The organism is Paenibacillus mellifer (genome assembly GCF_023195895.1).
Classification (GTDB): Bacteria; Bacillota; Bacilli; order Paenibacillales; family Paenibacillaceae; genus Fontibacillus; species Fontibacillus mellifer.
This window is the reverse complement of record NZ_JALPRK010000028.1, coordinates 1-15863: the sequence shown is the minus strand read 5'-3', so window position 1 is coordinate 15863 and position 15863 is coordinate 1. Positions and strand designations below refer to the sequence as shown.

The 15863-nt window shown below is 49.5% G+C and carries 23 protein-coding genes; 21 read left to right on the top strand and 2 right to left on the bottom strand.

What is annotated here, in order from left to right; all coding sequences use genetic code 11:
* Positions 1 to 17: 17 nt before the first annotated feature.
* From M0651_RS21245 to salA, 18 genes are all read left to right on the top strand, one after another.
* A complete protein-coding gene (locus tag M0651_RS21245; RefSeq protein WP_248553706.1) occupies positions 18 to 662 on the top strand; it encodes an adenylate kinase in 645 nt (214 codons plus the stop codon).
* Positions 663 to 667: 5 nt separating this feature from the next.
* A complete protein-coding gene (map, locus tag M0651_RS21240; protein WP_248553705.1) occupies positions 668 to 1420 on the top strand; it encodes a type I methionyl aminopeptidase in 753 nt (250 codons plus the stop codon).
* 3 nt (positions 1421 to 1423) lie between these two features.
* Positions 1424 to 1738 (top strand): KOW domain-containing RNA-binding protein, encoded by a 315-nt coding sequence (locus M0651_RS21235; RefSeq protein WP_248553704.1) that lies wholly within the window; start codon positions 1424 to 1426, stop codon positions 1736 to 1738.
* A gap of 2 nt (positions 1739 to 1740) precedes the next feature.
* Positions 1741 to 1956 (top strand): translation initiation factor IF-1, encoded by a 216-nt coding sequence (gene infA, locus M0651_RS21230; RefSeq protein WP_193418686.1) that lies wholly within the window; start codon positions 1741 to 1743, stop codon positions 1954 to 1956.
* A gap of 163 nt (positions 1957 to 2119) precedes the next feature.
* Complete coding sequence (gene rpmJ, locus M0651_RS21225; protein WP_003333770.1) at positions 2120 to 2233, top strand: 50S ribosomal protein L36; 114 nt, start codon at positions 2120 to 2122, stop codon at positions 2231 to 2233.
* A 21-nt stretch (positions 2234 to 2254) separates the two neighbouring features.
* Positions 2255 to 2623, top strand: a complete 369-nt coding sequence (rpsM, locus tag M0651_RS21220) for a 30S ribosomal protein S13 (protein WP_036712625.1) — start codon at positions 2255 to 2257, stop codon at positions 2621 to 2623.
* Between the two features lie 19 nt (positions 2624 to 2642).
* A complete protein-coding gene (gene rpsK, locus M0651_RS21215; RefSeq protein WP_018753969.1) occupies positions 2643 to 3038 on the top strand; it encodes a 30S ribosomal protein S11 in 396 nt (131 codons plus the stop codon).
* A 132-nt stretch (positions 3039 to 3170) separates the two neighbouring features.
* Positions 3171 to 4115, top strand: coding sequence for a DNA-directed RNA polymerase subunit alpha (locus tag M0651_RS21210; RefSeq protein WP_059040337.1), 945 nt, complete (start codon positions 3171 to 3173; stop codon positions 4113 to 4115).
* Positions 4116 to 4152: 37 nt separating this feature from the next.
* Positions 4153 to 4518, top strand: a complete 366-nt coding sequence (rplQ, locus tag M0651_RS21205) for a 50S ribosomal protein L17 (protein WP_059040338.1) — start codon at positions 4153 to 4155, stop codon at positions 4516 to 4518.
* Positions 4519 to 4631: 113 nt separating this feature from the next.
* Positions 4632 to 5411: a tRNA pseudouridine(38-40) synthase TruA gene (gene truA / locus M0651_RS21200; protein ID WP_248553703.1), complete on the top strand. Its 780-nt coding sequence runs from the start codon at positions 4632 to 4634 to the stop codon at positions 5409 to 5411.
* An 87-nt stretch (positions 5412 to 5498) separates the two neighbouring features.
* Entirely contained in the window at positions 5499 to 5810 is a 312-nt protein-coding gene (locus M0651_RS21195) for a TFIIB-type zinc ribbon-containing protein (RefSeq protein WP_248553702.1), read from the top strand.
* Positions 5811 to 6068: 258 nt separating this feature from the next.
* A complete protein-coding gene (gene rplM, locus M0651_RS21190; RefSeq protein ID WP_248553701.1) occupies positions 6069 to 6506 on the top strand; it encodes a 50S ribosomal protein L13 in 438 nt (145 codons plus the stop codon).
* A 20-nt stretch (positions 6507 to 6526) separates the two neighbouring features.
* Positions 6527 to 6919, top strand: a complete 393-nt coding sequence (gene rpsI, locus M0651_RS21185) for a 30S ribosomal protein S9 (RefSeq protein ID WP_068783673.1) — start codon at positions 6527 to 6529, stop codon at positions 6917 to 6919.
* 183 nt (positions 6920 to 7102) lie between these two features.
* Positions 7103 to 7975 carry an FMN-binding protein gene (locus tag M0651_RS21180; RefSeq protein WP_248553700.1) on the top strand — a complete coding sequence of 291 codons (873 nt, stop codon included), beginning with the start codon at positions 7103 to 7105 and terminating at the stop codon, positions 7973 to 7975.
* Between the two features lie 195 nt (positions 7976 to 8170).
* Positions 8171 to 8863, top strand: coding sequence for a phosphoadenylyl-sulfate reductase (locus tag M0651_RS21175; RefSeq protein ID WP_248553699.1), 693 nt, complete (start codon positions 8171 to 8173; stop codon positions 8861 to 8863).
* Positions 8864 to 8913: 50 nt separating this feature from the next.
* Positions 8914 to 10083 carry a sulfate adenylyltransferase gene (gene sat, locus M0651_RS21170; protein WP_248553698.1) on the top strand — a complete coding sequence of 390 codons (1170 nt, stop codon included), beginning with the start codon at positions 8914 to 8916 and terminating at the stop codon, positions 10081 to 10083.
* Between the two features lie 65 nt (positions 10084 to 10148).
* On the top strand, positions 10149 to 10919 hold the full coding sequence (gene cwlD, locus M0651_RS21165; protein WP_248553697.1) for an N-acetylmuramoyl-L-alanine amidase CwlD: 771 nt from the start codon (positions 10149 to 10151) through the stop codon (positions 10917 to 10919).
* Between the two features lie 64 nt (positions 10920 to 10983).
* Positions 10984 to 12099 (top strand): iron-sulfur carrier protein/transcriptional regulator SalA, encoded by a 1116-nt coding sequence (gene salA, locus M0651_RS21155; RefSeq protein WP_308195569.1) that lies wholly within the window; start codon positions 10984 to 10986, stop codon positions 12097 to 12099.
* Between the two features lie 52 nt (positions 12100 to 12151).
* Here the strand turns inward: salA and gerD are convergent, their stop codons facing one another.
* Complete coding sequence (gene gerD, locus M0651_RS21150; protein ID WP_248553696.1) at positions 12152 to 12967, bottom strand: spore germination lipoprotein GerD; 816 nt, start codon at positions 12965 to 12967, stop codon at positions 12152 to 12154.
* Positions 12968 to 13105: 138 nt separating this feature from the next.
* On the opposite strand from gerD, the gene M0651_RS21145 reads away from it, so the two are divergent.
* Positions 13106 to 13714, top strand: coding sequence for a KinB-signaling pathway activation protein (locus M0651_RS21145; RefSeq protein ID WP_248553695.1), 609 nt, complete (start codon positions 13106 to 13108; stop codon positions 13712 to 13714).
* Between the two features lie 21 nt (positions 13715 to 13735).
* Here the strand turns inward: M0651_RS21145 and pdaB are convergent, their stop codons facing one another.
* The gene (gene pdaB / locus M0651_RS21140) at positions 13736 to 14545 is read right to left on the bottom strand and encodes a polysaccharide deacetylase family sporulation protein PdaB (RefSeq protein ID WP_248553694.1); all 810 of its coding nucleotides are present in this window, start codon (positions 14543 to 14545) and stop codon (positions 13736 to 13738) included.
* A gap of 126 nt (positions 14546 to 14671) precedes the next feature.
* Here pdaB and M0651_RS21135 point away from each other — a divergent pair, with 126 nt between their 5' ends.
* Positions 14672 to 15292 (top strand): stage II sporulation protein M, encoded by a 621-nt coding sequence (locus M0651_RS21135; protein WP_248553693.1) that lies wholly within the window; start codon positions 14672 to 14674, stop codon positions 15290 to 15292.
* 83 nt (positions 15293 to 15375) lie between these two features.
* Entirely contained in the window at positions 15376 to 15606 is a 231-nt protein-coding gene (locus M0651_RS21130; protein WP_059040349.1) for a hypothetical protein, read from the top strand.
* Positions 15607 to 15863: the final 257 nt, after the last annotated feature.

Genomic DNA, 15863 nt, shown 5'->3' with positions numbered 1-15863 from the left:
TGGAGGGAGTGAGAAACATGAACCTACTATTCATGGGGCCTCCCGGAGCAGGAAAAGGAACACAAGCCGAGGTCATTGTTAACGAATTCGGTATTCCTCATATCTCTACCGGCGACGCATTTCGCCTGGCAATCAAACAGGGAACACCTGTGGGGATGAAAGCGAAGGAATATATGGATCAGGGACTTCTGGTGCCTGATGATGTGACAGTGGGGATTGTTCGCGAACGCTTGCAGCAGCCCGATTGCGAAAAAGGTTTCTTATTGGATGGCTTTCCAAGAACCCTTTCGCAAGCGGAATCGCTGGAAGAGCTGCTTCAGGGTCTGGGTCGCAAGCTGGACCACGTCATCAACCTGAAAGTGGACCGGAATAAGCTGCTGGCGCGGCTGACCGGACGCCGGATTTGCAAATCCTGCGGCGCCACTTATCATGTGATCTTTAATCCTCCGGGGCAGGAAGGTGTTTGTGATAAATGCGGCGGCGAGTTGTACCAACGCTCGGATGATAACGAGGAGAGCGTAGGCACTCGTTTGGACGAATATATCAACAAAACCGCACCGCTTCTGAAGTTCTACGAAGATAAAGGCCTGTTGCGTCAGGTAGATGGTGAACAGGAAATCGATGCGGTTTCGGAAGAAATCGTGTCACTACTGCGAGGTTAGGTGTAATGATCATTTGTAAATCCGAAACGGAACTAGGCTTTATGCGAGAAGCTGGGCGGATCGTAGCGGAGACGCACAGGCTCATGGCGGAATCGATTGAGCCTGGAATTACGACGGGGGAACTCGATCAACTCGCCGATAAATACATTCGCAGTCAGGGCGCCGTGCCGTCCTTTAAGGGTTACAACGGTTTTCCTTACAGCATTTGCGCTTCGGTCAACGAAGAATTGGTACACGGATTTCCCGGCAAACGCAAATTGAACGAAGGCGATATCATCACATTAGATATCGGCGCGGAGTATCGTGGTTTCCATGGGGACTCGGCGTGGACGTATCCGGTGGGAGAAATTTCGGAGGAAGCCAAGAAGCTCTTGGAAATCACCGAAGGATCTCTGTATGCGGGCCTTGAGCTCGTTAAGCCGGATGTTCGATTGTTCACGATCTCGCATGCGATTCAGCAATTTATCGAAGCTGCCGGTTTTTCCGTCGTTCGGGAATATGTCGGTCACGGCATTGGCGCGAGCTTGCACGAAGAACCGCAAATTCCGAATTATGGTTTGCCTGACCGGGGTCCTCGGCTTAAGCCCGGGATGGTCCTGGCGATCGAACCGATGGTTAACATGGGGAAGCGATATGTAAAAACGCTGGAAGACAACTGGACAGTGGTCACGGTCGACGGTTCTCTCTGTGCTCATTTTGAGCATACGGTAGCCGTAACGCCGGACGGAATGGAAATTTTCACGAAGCTGAATGCGTAGGTGATGAACGTGAAAGAACGCTCGGAGCCGCAGGTCGGTCAGTTGGTGAAAGTTCTCAAAGGCAGAGATGCCGGGGCCATTTATGTGATTGTCGGGATTTTGGACGACAGATTCGTCTGGATCGCGGATGGAAACAAACGCAAGTTTGATGAACCCAAACGTAAAAATGCCCAGCATCTTGAGCTACTGCCCATAGTTAGCAGCGAGGTTGTTCATAGTTTGCAGGAAAGCGGACGGGTGACAAACGGGAAACTGCGGCATGCGGTTCTTGTTTATCGGAACTCCGCCGATTCTATGGCTGAAGAGAAAGGAGACTGACTGTGGCTAAGGAAGATGTCATTGAAGTCGAAGGCGTGGTCATTGAGCCATTGCCAAATGCTACATTCAAAGTGGAGCTGGAGAATGGGCATCAAATTCTCGCTCACGTTTCCGGTAAGCTGCGGATGCACTTTATCCGCATTTTGACGGGGGACAAAGTGGTCGTTCAGCTTTCGCCTTATGATTTGTCGAAAGGCCGGATCACTTACCGCAAATAGACTATACCCATTACGGTAAAGTTGTGGTACAATATTCAGGTTGAGTTGTTTCAGAGAGTAGTTTATGATTAGAATGCCTGCGATTCGAGTTTTGCTTCGCAAAACAAAACGTAAGCTTTCGATCCCAGTTTTACTTCTGTAAAACTTTTAGGAGGTAATCAGCATGAAGGTAAGACCTTCTGTAAAGCCGATTTGCGAAAAATGCAAAGTCATTCGTCGCAAAGGCAATGTCATGGTGATTTGCGAAAATCCGAAACACAAACAAAAACAAGGTTAATTGAAGGGGGTGTAGCGTAAAATGGCACGTATAGCTGGTGTGGATTTGCCACGTGATAAACGCGTTGAGATCGCCTTAACTTACATTTTCGGAATCGGTAAAACGACTTCCCAGAAAATCCTGAGCACAACAGGCATCAATCCGGACACTCGTGTTCGTGATTTGACGGAAGATGAGGTTAGCAAACTACGCGAAACGATCGACAAAACGGTCAAGGTTGAAGGCGACCTGCGTCGTGAAATTTCCTTAAATATTAAACGTTTGATCGAGATTGGCTGCTACCGCGGAGTGCGTCATCGTCGCGGCTTGCCGGTTCGTGGACAACGTACGAAAACGAATGCCCGTACTCGTAAGGGTCCTCGTCGTACTGTAGCGAACAAGAAGAAATAAGAAGGGGGGATAACAGACAATGGCTAAACCAAAAAAAGTCGTACGTACAAAACGTCGTGACCGGAAAAATATTGAATCTGGTGTGGCTCATATCCGCTCCACCTTCAATAATACGATTGTAACCATTACGGATCCGCATGGTAATGCAATTTCCTGGGCCAGCTCCGGCGGCCTCGGATTCAAAGGTTCCCGTAAGTCGACTCCGTTTGCCGCGCAAATGGCTGCTGAATCTGCTGCCAAAGCTGCGATGGAACATGGCATGAAGAGCGTTGAGGTTATGGTTAAAGGCCCTGGTGCTGGCCGTGAGGCCGCTATCCGCTCCTTGCAAGCGGCAGGCCTTGAAGTCAACATGATCAAAGACGTTACTCCAATTCCTCATAACGGCTGCCGTCCTCCAAAACGCCGCCGCGTTTAATGAAGCCGCGCTGAAGCTGTGGTATAACAACAGCGTCAATTGGGAACAATGGTTGTTTAGGCATACTACGTTTCAAACTTCAGCAAATCAGGCAGATTCAAAGGAACGACGTTTTGAAGGAGGGGTACTTTCGTGATAGAAATCGAAAAGCCAAAAATCGAGACCGTAGAAGTTAACGATGAAGGCACCTATGGGAAATTTGTAGTAGAACCACTTGAACGTGGGTATGGCACCACACTGGGCAACTCGCTTCGCCGGATTTTGCTCTCTTCTCTGCCGGGTGCTGCGGTAACCTCGGTCCAAATCGATGGAGTTCTGCATGAATTCGCGACCGTACCGGGCGTTATGGAAGACGTTACGGAGATCATCTTGAACCTGAAGGCTCTCTCGCTGAAAATTCATTCGGATGAGGAGAAAATCCTCGAAATCGATGCGGAAGGCGAAGGAGTTGTAACGGCAGGAGATATCCGTGCGGACAGCGACGTAGAAATTTTGAATCCGGACTTGCATATTGCTACGCTTGAACCGGGTTCGAGACTCCACATGCGCGTTTACGCAGGCCGCGGTCGTGGTTATGTTCAGGCAGATCGAAATAAACGAGATGATCAACCGATCGGTGTCATTCCCGTCGATTCGATCTATACCCCGATTACTCGGGTCAATTACGTTGTGGAGAACACTCGTGTTGGCCAAGTAACCAACTACGACAAGCTTACGCTTGAAGTATGGACCGATGGCAGTATCAGACCTGAGGAAGCGGTTAGCCTCGGCGCCAAAATATTGACCGAGCATCTCTTCTTGTTCGTTGGTTTAACGGACGAAGCGAAAGACGCGGAAATCATGGTCGAAAAAGAAGAAGACAAGAAAGAAAAAGTGCTTGAAATGACGATTGAAGAGCTTGATCTCTCCGTTCGTTCCTATAACTGCCTCAAACGTGCCGGTATCAATACGGTACAAGAGCTGACGACGAAAACTGAAGAAGATATGATGAAGGTGCGTAACCTGGGTCGTAAATCTTTGGAAGAAGTTCAAGAGAAGCTCGAAGAGCTTGGTTTGGGATTGCGCACTGAAGAATAAGTTCACTTGAATCGTTCTAGCGAAGGAGGGAAAACTCATGGCATACCAAAAGTTGGGCCGCGATTCCAGCGCGCGTAAAGCATTGTTCCGTGACCTGGTAACCGACCTGTTCTTATACGAACGCATCCAAACGACGGAGGCGAAAGCGAAAGAAGTTCGTTCGATCGCTGAGAAGCTGATCACCAAGGCAAAACGCGGTGATTTGCACGCCCGTCGTCAAGTGGCAGCTTATGTTCGTCGCGAATCGATCGATGGCGAGCAGGATGCAATCCAAAAGCTGTTCAACGAACTGGCAACACGTTATTCCAGCCGTCCAGGCGGATACACTCGTATCCTGAAGCTGGGACCTCGCCGCGGCGACGCTGCACCTATGGTTTACCTGGAACTGGTAGACCGCGCATAATTCGGGGACTCCCCTTATCTAGCGTGTAAAACTCTCTGTCGGCTCGCCTTATGGCTAAGCTTTCGGAGAGTTTTTTTATTGCGATGGGGATGTCATGAGAGAGGAAGGGACCGATGCGTAATTTGCTGATGACCGTCAGTTATGACGGGACAAACTATTTCGGTTTTCAAACCCAGCCGGGCGGAAACACGGTTCAGGATCATATAGAGGAAGCGATCCATCAGTTGACGGGAGAACAATTGAAGATCCATGGATCCGGCCGAACGGATGCTGGGGTACATGCCCGGCAGCAACCTTTCCATTTCCATACGACTTCACAAATCCCCGTTGAACGCTGGTGCTTAGCACTAAACGGGCGGCTCCCTTCCGATATCCGTGTGCTGACGGCTCAGGAGGTCCCGCTGACGTTTCATTCCCGGCGTTCCGCTAAACGCAAAACCTATCGCTACAGTATCAACGGGAACCGGATCATTGATGTGTTTCAGCGGAATTATCAGTTTCATCATCCTGGCAAGCTGAATGTGGATGCGATGCAGCAGAGTCTGCCCTATCTCATCGGGACCCATGACTTCACATCGTTCGCTTCTCGTCACTCCACGAAGGCCAGTCATGTTCGTACCATATATGATACCCGGATCGTAGTCGATTCATCAGGGAACATTCCGGGCACCACGAGCCAGGGGATTCTACACTTTTATGTGACCGGCAATGGATTCCTGCAGCACATGGTTCGAATCATCATGGGGACCTTACTCGAGATCGGGGAAGGTAAACGCGCGCCGGAATCCATGAAGACGACGCTAGAGGCAATGGACCGGAAAACTGCAGGCCCGACGGCCGAAAGCAAGGGGTTGATGCTCTGGAGTGTAGAATACGACGAAATAACGGGATAATGGTGGGAAGACTGAAACCTTAGAGATGGCTATCCGTAACTTATTTAAAAAGTAAGATAGTTCGACGAATCTAAGGAGGGTTTTACCTTGAAATGTCCAGTATGTAACGATGTGCGTATGAGAGAAGTGGAGAAGGATGGCGTATTAATCGACGTATGTCCGGACTGTAAAGGCGTGTGGCTTGACAGAGGTGAGCTTGAGAAGCTGATGAGTGAAATTCGGGAAATCCGGCCGGCTTTTAACGAGTGGTACGAACATCGGGAGGATCGATACGAGGATCACCGGCACTCGGGCCATTATGAGAAGCCCAAGTCTTCCTCAGGATATCCTCAGCAGGGACATTATAAGCCTAAGAAGAAGAAGTCGGCACTGGACATCTTTGGAGATCTATTCGATTGACGGGTCCCCGGAATTAATGGGAAACTCCGAAAAAAGACTTGCGTATTAATTGCGCTTCCTGTAAAATAAAAGTTGTGTTTTCTTGATGGCTATCCCACAGCCCCCAATCAAGAAGACCGCTCAAACAAGACATTTAGCTTGCTAAACATGAACGAAACGATCGAAGATAAATCTGCTGGAGAGGTCAAGCGACCCGAAGAGCAAGATCGTTTTCAGCAGGATGAACCATTTCGGACGAACTTGAAGGAGGATCTTTACATGCGTACCACTTATATGGCGAAGCCAGCCGAAGTAGAGCGCAAATGGCATATTATCGATGCCGAAGGCAAAACGCTGGGCCGCTTGGCTAGCGAAGCTGCTGCTCTTATCCGCGGTAAACACAAACCACAATTCACTCCACATGTTGACGGCGGCGACTTTGTTATCGTCATCAATGCGGAGAAAATTGCCTTGACCGGCAAAAAGATGGATAACAAAAAATACTATCGTCATTCCCTGCATCCGGGCGGTTTGAAAGTGACCGTTGCCAAAGATCTGTTGAGAACGAAACCTGAACGTGTAATCGAGTCCGCCGTTCACGGCATGCTGCCTAAAACTCGCCAAGGCGAGAAAATGAAGCTGAGACTGAAAGCTTACGCTGGCACTGAGCATCCACATGCGGCACAAAAACCTGAAGTTTACGAACTTCGCGGATAATTAAAAGGGAGGACAGTTTCATGGCACAAGTACAATACTATGGGACAGGTCGTCGTAAACATTCGGTAGCACGTGTTCGCCTTGTACCGGGTGAAGGACGCATTGTCATCAATAAACGCGACATCAACGAATATTTTGGTCTGGAAACACTGAAGCTGATCGTAAAACAACCATTGACCTTGACGGAAACGCTCGGTAACTACGACGTAATCGTCATTGCTCATGGCGGCGGTATCTCCGGTCAAGCCGGTGCAATTCGCCACGGGATCTCCCGCGCTCTGCTTAAAGCAGATCCGGAATTCCGTCCTGCGCTCAAGAAAGCAGGCTTCCTGACTCGTGACCCACGGATGAAAGAACGTAAGAAATACGGCCTCAAAGCAGCTCGCCGTGCTCCTCAGTTCTCGAAACGTTAATCTTTACTCTGGTTCTAAAAGCCCTTTTCCGCCAAGCGGAGAAGGGCTTTTTTGTGATGCTTGAGAAATGCATCTTAAATTGTGCATAAATTCACATACATTCTTTTTTGACCATGTTACCATCATCTTGGATACGACAACAAGATAGTGGGGGTAATTATTTTGAAGAGAAGCATGACAATCGTGGGAACAGTACTTATTTTAGCCTTGGCATTAACGGCATGCGGTGGAAATAACAAAGAAGCTGCCAATAATGCGGGGGCAACAAACAGCAGCTCGAATGAAGCTGCTGCAACAACCAATAACACTGAAGCAACCGGTACGTTTACAGATGGCACGTACAAAGGGATCTACGACCGCAAGGACGTTCGCAATTGGACGGCTTATGTCGAGGTTACCGTGAAAGACGGCAAGGTCGAGAAGGCCTACTACGACTATACTAACGAGAATGGCGATTTGCGCACGAATGACGAGAACTACACAAGTGCGTTCAAAGCGGCAAACAAAATGACACCACGCGAAGCCTTCGATCAACTCGGTAGTAAATTGGTTGAGGTACAAGATGCTGCGAAGGTGGATGCTGTAACTGGGGCGACCCATTCTTCCAGAAACTTTAACGAGCTGGCTGCAGCCGCATTGGAGCATGCGAAGACCGGCGATACCAGCGATGCAATCGTTAATCTGTACGAAGACGGGACTTACAAGGTAGAAGCAGAAGCGTTTGACGACCATGGGTGGAAACCGCAGTTAGAGCTTATCATCAAGGACCACAAGATCGAGTCGGTTAGCTTTGACTACGTCAATGAGGAAGGCAAGCTGAAAACCGAAGACGCAGATTATAAAGCCGCCATGGAACCTAAATCGGGCACCTATCCGGCGAAATACACGGAAGAGCTTGAGAAACAACTTGTTGACAAGCAACTGATCGGCGACGTTGATGCCATTGCAGGAGCAACAACTTCCTCCAACAACTTTACGGCGCTTGTAGAGTACGCTTTGGACGACTTGGCTGAAGTCGGCGACACAGAGTTAAAAGCCATTAAAATCGAAGAATAATCGGGTTGGACGACTAATACGATAATTAGTGACCTGGCTTCTCTAAGGAGAGGTTAGGTCTTTTTTTCATTTTGGTTTTTTTAGTATTGACTTATAAGGCGAATGCCATATACTTAAAAATATAATTCTAATCAGATTAGTTGGAATAATGTTTTGATTTACCATGTTTAGCTTAATGCGGGAGGTCTGAGGAAAGTGAATCTATTGGAAAAAGAGCAGTTGATTGCGGCCAAGGCCGACGAGTTCGAGTCATCCACGCCCCAGGAAATCATCGCCTGGGCAGTTGAAACGTTTCCGAATATCACCTTTGCCTGCAGTTTTGGCGCCGAGGATGTCGTTTTGGTTGATATGTTGCAACAAATCAGCCCATCCACTGACATTTTTTACTTGGACACGGATTTTCATTTTCAAGAAACGTATGAGACACGGGATGCGATTGCTGGCAAATACGGGCTGGAATTCGTTCGGGTATCGCCGAAGCTGACACCGGAAGAACAGGCTGCCCAGTTTGGTGAGGAACTGTGGAAGTCGGATCCCAATGCCTGCTGTAATGTACGTAAGGTTGAACCGCTTACGCGGGTTTTGGGCGGTTACGAGGCATGGATCACCGGAATTCGCCGCGATCAGGCACCAACCCGGGCAAATGCCAAGAAGATCGAATACGACGCCAAATTCGGTTTAGTTAAGTTTAATCCCATTGCCAATTGGACATCGGACGACGTATGGAACTATATTCGCGAACATGAACTCATTTACAATCCTTTGCATGACCGTAATTATCCAAGCATTGGCTGCGAGTATTGTACGCGTCAGGTAATGCCTGGCGAGGACCCTCGCGCGGGACGCTGGTCCGGTTCGGACAAGACAGAATGTGGCTTGCATAAATAAATCGGACCTTATTCGATAAGGATGATTTTTTTAAAAGTGGAGGAGATAGGGTGACGACAATATTACCGCATGGCGGAAGCTTAGTACATCGACTGGTTACTGGAGAGCAACGGGATCATCTCTTGGAGACAGCTAAGGGACTTCCGGCTATTCCGATCAGTAACTGGGCCATATCCGACCTCGACCTCATTGGGGTTGGTGCTTTTTCGCCGTTAACTGGATTTATGAACGAAGAAGATTATCGATCCGTTGTCGACCGCATGCGACTGGTGAACGGAACCGTCTGGAGCATTCCGATAACCCTCTCCGTCGCACGGGAGCAGGCGGAAAGCCTGGAGATTGGAGAACAAGTCGCACTGGTCGGCGAACAAGACGGAGTTATCTACGCTCTGTTGGAGATTGGCAGCGTCTATAACGTGGATCAAGCGGAGGAAGCGCGGAAAGTGTTCAAAACCGATGATCCCGAACATCCTGGGGTTAAGAAGTTGCTGGAACGTTCTCCCTACTACGTTGGAGGCTCAGTACAGGTGTTAAATCGCCCTGAACCGGCTCGCTTCAAGGAGTTCTACTTCGATCCGGTGGAGACGCGTCGGATTTTTGCCGAGAAGGGTTGGAGAACCGTCGTTGGTTTTCAGACTCGCAATCCGGTCCATCGGGCTCATGAATATATCCAGAAAAGCGCGATGGAAATCGTGGATGCCTTGTTCCTAAATCCGTTGGTAGGTGAAACCAAATCGGACGACGTGCCGGCGGATGTGCGGATGAAGAGTTATTTGACCCTGCTGGATAACTACTATCCCGCTGACCGTGCGTTTCTAGGCGTTTTCCCGGCTGCTATGCGCTATGCCGGCCCACGTGAAGCGATATTTCATGCGATGGTTCGGAAAAATTACGGATGCACCCATTTTATCGTTGGCCGCGATCATGCGGGTGTTGGCGATTATTATGGTACGTATGAGGCCCAGGAAATTTTCTCAAATTTCACGCCCGAGGAGCTGGGGATTTCTCCCTTGTTCTTTGAACATAGCTTCTTCTGCACCAAATGCGGGAATATGGCCTCGAGCAAAACGTGCCCACATCCGAAGGAAGATCATTTGACCTTATCTGGTACGAAGGTTCGCGGATTGCTGCGTGACGGCATCTGCCCGCCGCCGGAATTTACCCGCCCGGAGGTTGCTGAGGTCCTGATTGAAGGGATGAAGCAGCAGGTCCACAACTAGTCATATTTGTCCACCTTGTCCCATATCATGAGTAATGTCATGAAGGGAGAAAGGTGGCTTTTTTTATGCGCGATCGAGATAAGGTGACGTTATGGATTTCCCTGAACCACATCAAAATAGCGCTGATCGGCGTCGGCCTTGCCGCCATGATCCTTGGGATGGCTTTATACCGAGTGCCGTCGCAGAAAGCATGGAATTACTGGAGCCTACCGCTGGCGGGTCAGACTATCGTTCTGGATGCGGGTCACGGAGGGCCGGATGGCGGAGCCAGCAGCAAACAGGGGCTGATCGAGAAAAACATCAATTTAGCCGTTTCTTTATATCTGCGTGATTATTTGCAGCAGGCCGGTGCGATCGTCGTCATGACGCGCGAGGAGGACAAAGACCTGGCGGGAGCGGGCACGAAGGGCTACAGCAAACGAAAGACAGAGGACTTGAAAACCCGCGTTCGCTTCATCGAGGAACAGCAGGCCGATCTGCTGGTGAGCATTCACATGAACAGCATCCCTTCACCGCGCTGGAGAGGGGCGCAAACCTTCTATTACCCGAATCATGGTGACAGCGCCAACTTGGCAGCCCTCGTACAGGAAGAGCTTAGGCGGAATCTGGAGAATACCGACCGGGTCGCCAATCGTTCGGATAAGAAGGTGTATCTGCTTGAGGCGGTAAACATCCCTTCCGTGTTGGTAGAGGTTGGTTTCTTGTCCAATCCGGGGGAGGCGGAATTGCTCGGCAGCGAATCGTATCAGCGAAAAGTGGCGGCTTCCATTTATCAAGGGATCTTAAGATATTATTCCGGCGAAAAAGTACAAACCCCGGCAGACGATGTCAGGTAATGTTATAATATACCTCATAATGGACCAGCTAAGTTAACTATCTGATGAAGTCGAGGTGCTGTCAGTGATAACGAAGGAGCAGCTTCAGGCGGCATTGCGCCCCGTAGCCGAACCAACCACGGGACTCAGCCTGGTGGAATTGCAGTGGATTCGCGACATCATGATCAAGGAAGGCCGGGTATCGTTAACGGTTGTCGGCTTTGAGAAAGGCAGCGAGGCGCAGGCCGAGGCAGAGCGGGAGATCCGCTTTCGCTTATCCGAAGCAGGCGTGGAGGAGGTTCATCTCCGTTTCCGTGAAGCGTCGGAACAGGAGCGGGAGACGGCGTTCAGCTCGGCCCGTCACCATTCTGAACCGGCCCCAAATAAACGGGAAGAGATAAAGGGTCATGGAGCCGGATTGGAACAGTTGCCCATTCTTGATCCGAAGTCCGGCGTTCATTTTATCGCCGTGGCCAGCGGCAAGGGCGGAGTCGGTAAATCGACCGTTACGGTTAATCTAGCGGCGGCTTTGGCACGACAGGGTAAGAAGGTTGGCCTGATTGACGCAGATATTTATGGCTTTAGCGTTCCCGATATGATGGGGATTGAGGAAGCGCCGCTCGTCGAGGAAGGCGAAATTTTGCCGGTTGAACGGCTGGGCGTCAAGGTGATGTCGATGGGTTTCTTTATCCAGGACAACAACCCTGTGATCTGGCGTGGGCCGATGCTCGGCAAGATGCTTCGCCAATTCTTCAGTGACGTCCGGTGGGGAGAGCTGGATTATTTGCTGCTCGATTTTCCGCCGGGGACGGGTGATATTGCCTTAGACGTACACCAGATGATCCCGCAAAGCCGGGAAATCATCGTAACTACGCCGCATGCTACGGCAGCTTTCGTTGCTGCTCGGGCCGGCACGATGGCGTTGCGTACGGAGCATGAGGTTCTGGGGGTTGTCGAAAACATGGCTTACTACGAGTGCTCCAAATGCGGCGAAAAGGATTTTATCTTCGGCCGCGGCGGAGGCGCGCGTTTGGCGGAGTCCCTGCATACGGAACTGCTGGCGCAAATTCCGCTTGGAGCGCCGGACAACCATCCCTCGGAACCGGATTTTTCTCCCTCTGTGTATAAAGCAGAAGCGACCATCGGCCAGCTGTATGATGAACTGGCGCAGCGTATCACCCTTATATGCGAAAAAGACTGACCCTTTTCGGGACAGTCTTTTTTTGTTGTAGTCAGTATCGAGTAGCTTGAGGTTAGGACCCACCGCCGCTACCCCCACCGCCGCCATCTTTACTTTGGCCGCCTTCTCCGCCGCCGTCTTCGCCACCGCCGCCGCCTTCCTCCTGCTTCGGCTCTTTCTCAACCTTTGGTTGCAACTGCTCTTGAACGACGGTTTTTAACAACTCCAGAACTTCCATCTTGAACAACGGACTCTGCATAGCTTCCTGCATCACCGTCATCGATTGCTTACGATAATCCGGTGTTTTGGTTAAATCCAGGAACATCTTCATGACTTCCGGCGATTTCAAAATATCGCTGACGGATTTTTGATACGTCGGATCTTTGATCAACTGCATATGAAGCTCCTTGCTTTGCGAGTTGACCGCCTTAGCAAAGTCACCGGCAAACTGCGGATCAGTCATGATCTTCTCGATTTCCTTCTTATATTCCGGTGAGGTGATGGTTTCCTTGACCGCCATGCGGACTTCGTTGGAGGTTTGGGAGGGGAGAATCATTTTAACCCCAAACGTTCCTCCGCCGCTTCCGCCACTTCCTCCGGACCCGCCTGAGCCGGAGCCGGAGCCGGAATCAGATCCCGACTCAGAGCCGCCGCCGCTCTCACCGCCGCTGCTTCCGCTTTCACTGCTGCTTGGGGGAGTGCTTAACGCCTCATAAATCGCCTTTTTGCCTTCATCGGTCTTAAGAATATCGATGACCATGGATTTGGTTTCCTTATATCCCCCACCCTGGGAAGAGGAGGAGGAGCTTTGTTCAGAACCGCAAGCCGCTAGCGGAAGAGTAAATGTACATAAGAAGCATAAAATCCAACGGGTACCCCGCCATTTCATGGTTCCCTTCCTCCTTATCATCATTGCTGACGTTAGTATGCGGTTTAGAAACGGAAATATCCCAACGAAAAGCTTAAAAACAATGGTTTTTTACCGGGATCGTTGGTAAAATATTTCGTTAGTGGAGGTGTAAGGGGCTTGAACTTAAAAAAATGGCTTTACTTATTTGGGACGACCTTAGCCGTAGGGGCGGCGGGATCGTTGATCGTCGGTTTGCTGTTACAATGGACCGATACGCTGCAGTACAAAGGCGTAACTGATATTTTGGTGAATGTCGGGATCTTGCTGGGCGTTGGCATCATGGTTAGTGTGTATTCCCAAATGGGCTTTTTCGCATATTTAATGATTAATTATATGGGGAATGGCGTTTTTTCCAAAAGAACGTGGCAGTATGTGCAGTTAGTCTTGACCGCTTTGGCACTGCTGGAGTTGATGTTCTTCCGAATTTTTGTGGGCGGCGAGAAAAATGGGGTTTCCGATCTTGTCCTTGGGATCGTTCTGCTTATTGTGGCTGTGGGTACCGCGTTTTATAAGGCGAAGCTGACCAATGCAACGGCTTGGATTCCTACATTATTTTTTATGATCGCCGTAACGATCGTCGAAACCGTCGGCGTATTGAAAATTGGCGTTAATTCCGCAACTGCCTGGATTGTTGCACCGTTAATCGCTTGTAATGCATATCAAATCCTGATTTTACAGCGAGTTCTGAGTTCAGGAAATCCCAAAACCCAAAAAAGCCCAGCTTAGACTGGGCTTTTTTGCTACCGGTTACCAGCCGGCGGCGTATTCCAACTGCTCCTGAAGCCAGGCTTGATCACGTACTTCATTGCCCTGTACGCTGGCTTCTTGCAGCAGATCGGTTACGGTTACGAATTCATAACCTTGCTTGCGCAACTCGTCAATGATGATGGGCAGCGCATCCTGTGTCTGCTTGACTGAATCGCTGGCATGTAGGAGGATGATGTCTCCAGGATGGGCTTTTTTTACGACGCGGTCGACGATGGTTTGCACGCCTTTATTCATCCAATCTTGGGAATCGGTATCCCACTGAATGACCTTATAGCCTTGATTGGAAGCAATCTTAAGCACGCGCTTATCGAAGTCGCCGTTGGGAAGCCGCAGCAGCTTAGGGGCCTGGCCGGTCACTTCTGTCAAAATCGTGTGCGCGGTGGAGATTTGCCGGGCAATTTCCTCATCGCTCAGACTGCTGTAATTGGTGTGTTTGTGTCCATGGCTTCCGATTTCATACCCTTGCTGTTGAATGGACTTCACGATTTCCGGATGGGTTTTACTCCAGGGTGAGGATAGGAAGAAGGTTGCCTTCTTTACGTTCTTCTCCTTCAATACTTTGAGAATCGGTTCGGCCCGCGTATCGCCCCAACTGATATCGAAGGTCAGGGCTATGACTTTTTTGTTCGTGGACACGCTATAAATAGCCGACGGAGCGCTTTCCTCAGAAAACACCGTAACCTGCCCCTGTTCCACGTAAATGACGCCGGCAGCAAAAAGGGCTGCGGCGAAAACAAAGAAAAAGCGTTTGATTTTCTTCCCGTTAAGGACATAGAAGAAGTTGTTCATGAACAGTAAGCCCCTCTCGTCATCAGAATGAAATGATCTTGAACAGATCCGCTTGTACCAATGTATGCTTGTTCCAATGCTTTATGACGTTTTACGTCGATCACTTATTTAAGGAGACTTGATGGCATGTTCTATATCCGGGGATTTCTAACTGATTTACGCATTTATAAGAAGGCAATGCTTCTTTCGATACTAATTTTCGTGGTGGGACTGGTGTTGGGTGCAGGGAATGCCGACACTTTAACGCGTTGGGTCATGCCTGATATTGAGAGGCTGGGCCAGGTCAGTCAGACTTTGGCGCAATCCGATCATCCGGAACTCAACTTTTTCTTGTTTATTTTCTTCAATAATGCGGTAAAAAGTATTATGGTCATCTTGCTGGGGGCCATTTTCGGAGTATTACCGGCTTTCTTTCTATTGATGAACGGCTTAGCGCTGGGGTTCGTGGTGACTGCAGCCGGGGCGGATCATGGCAATGCACTGAGTCTGATCGTGCGAGGATTGCTTCCTCATGGCGTGATTGAAATCCCGGCAATTCTTATCGCGGCCGGTTTTGGAATGCAATTCGGATATCTGATCCTCAAAAGTCTGGGGGAGATCGGCTCCAGGGATGCTTCCGAACGTACAGTCGATTGGAGGGGATTTCTAGTCTCAGCCAGCCGCGGGGCGATTTGGATCGTGGTTATGCTTCTGATTGCTGCGGTTATTGAGAGTACGTTAACCTTTTATTTGACCCAGCATTCATAAATTTCCCAAAAAGTGAGCATAACATTAAAGCGTCTTTAAGAAGACCTAACCTTATACCATCGGCTGAATAAGGAGTGTTGCGCATGCTGGGAATGCTGTTTAGTGATAAAGAATGCAAGGAGCTCGACTATGTGCTGCGAAAAGAATTGGATGAAATGCTTCTAGATATGAGCGATACGCGGCTAGATCAAGATATCCGCCATGCCATCGCTAATCGTTACAAAACGATTTTCCGTATGTACGCCCGATTTGCTCCCTCCAAGGAATTATCGAAATATGCCCGCCGCGCCCGCTTCCCGCAAGCCAGAGAATAGGCTAATATTGGAGTTGACGGCGGGGTCGCCCTTATGGTAAATTAGCATTTGTCCCTGTTTTTGTGGGACAAGCAGCAGAAGGCAGGAAGACATTGGCAAGAAAAAGTTTGATCGAAACTCTTGCAAAAAACTTGCCGACTGTGATATATTATAAAAGTCGCCGCTGAAACGCAGCGATGAACGAAAGAACGAAAGTTGATCTTTGAAAACTGAACAACGAGTGAGTAATAAATGAGAAATTAAATCTCGTCAGTTTC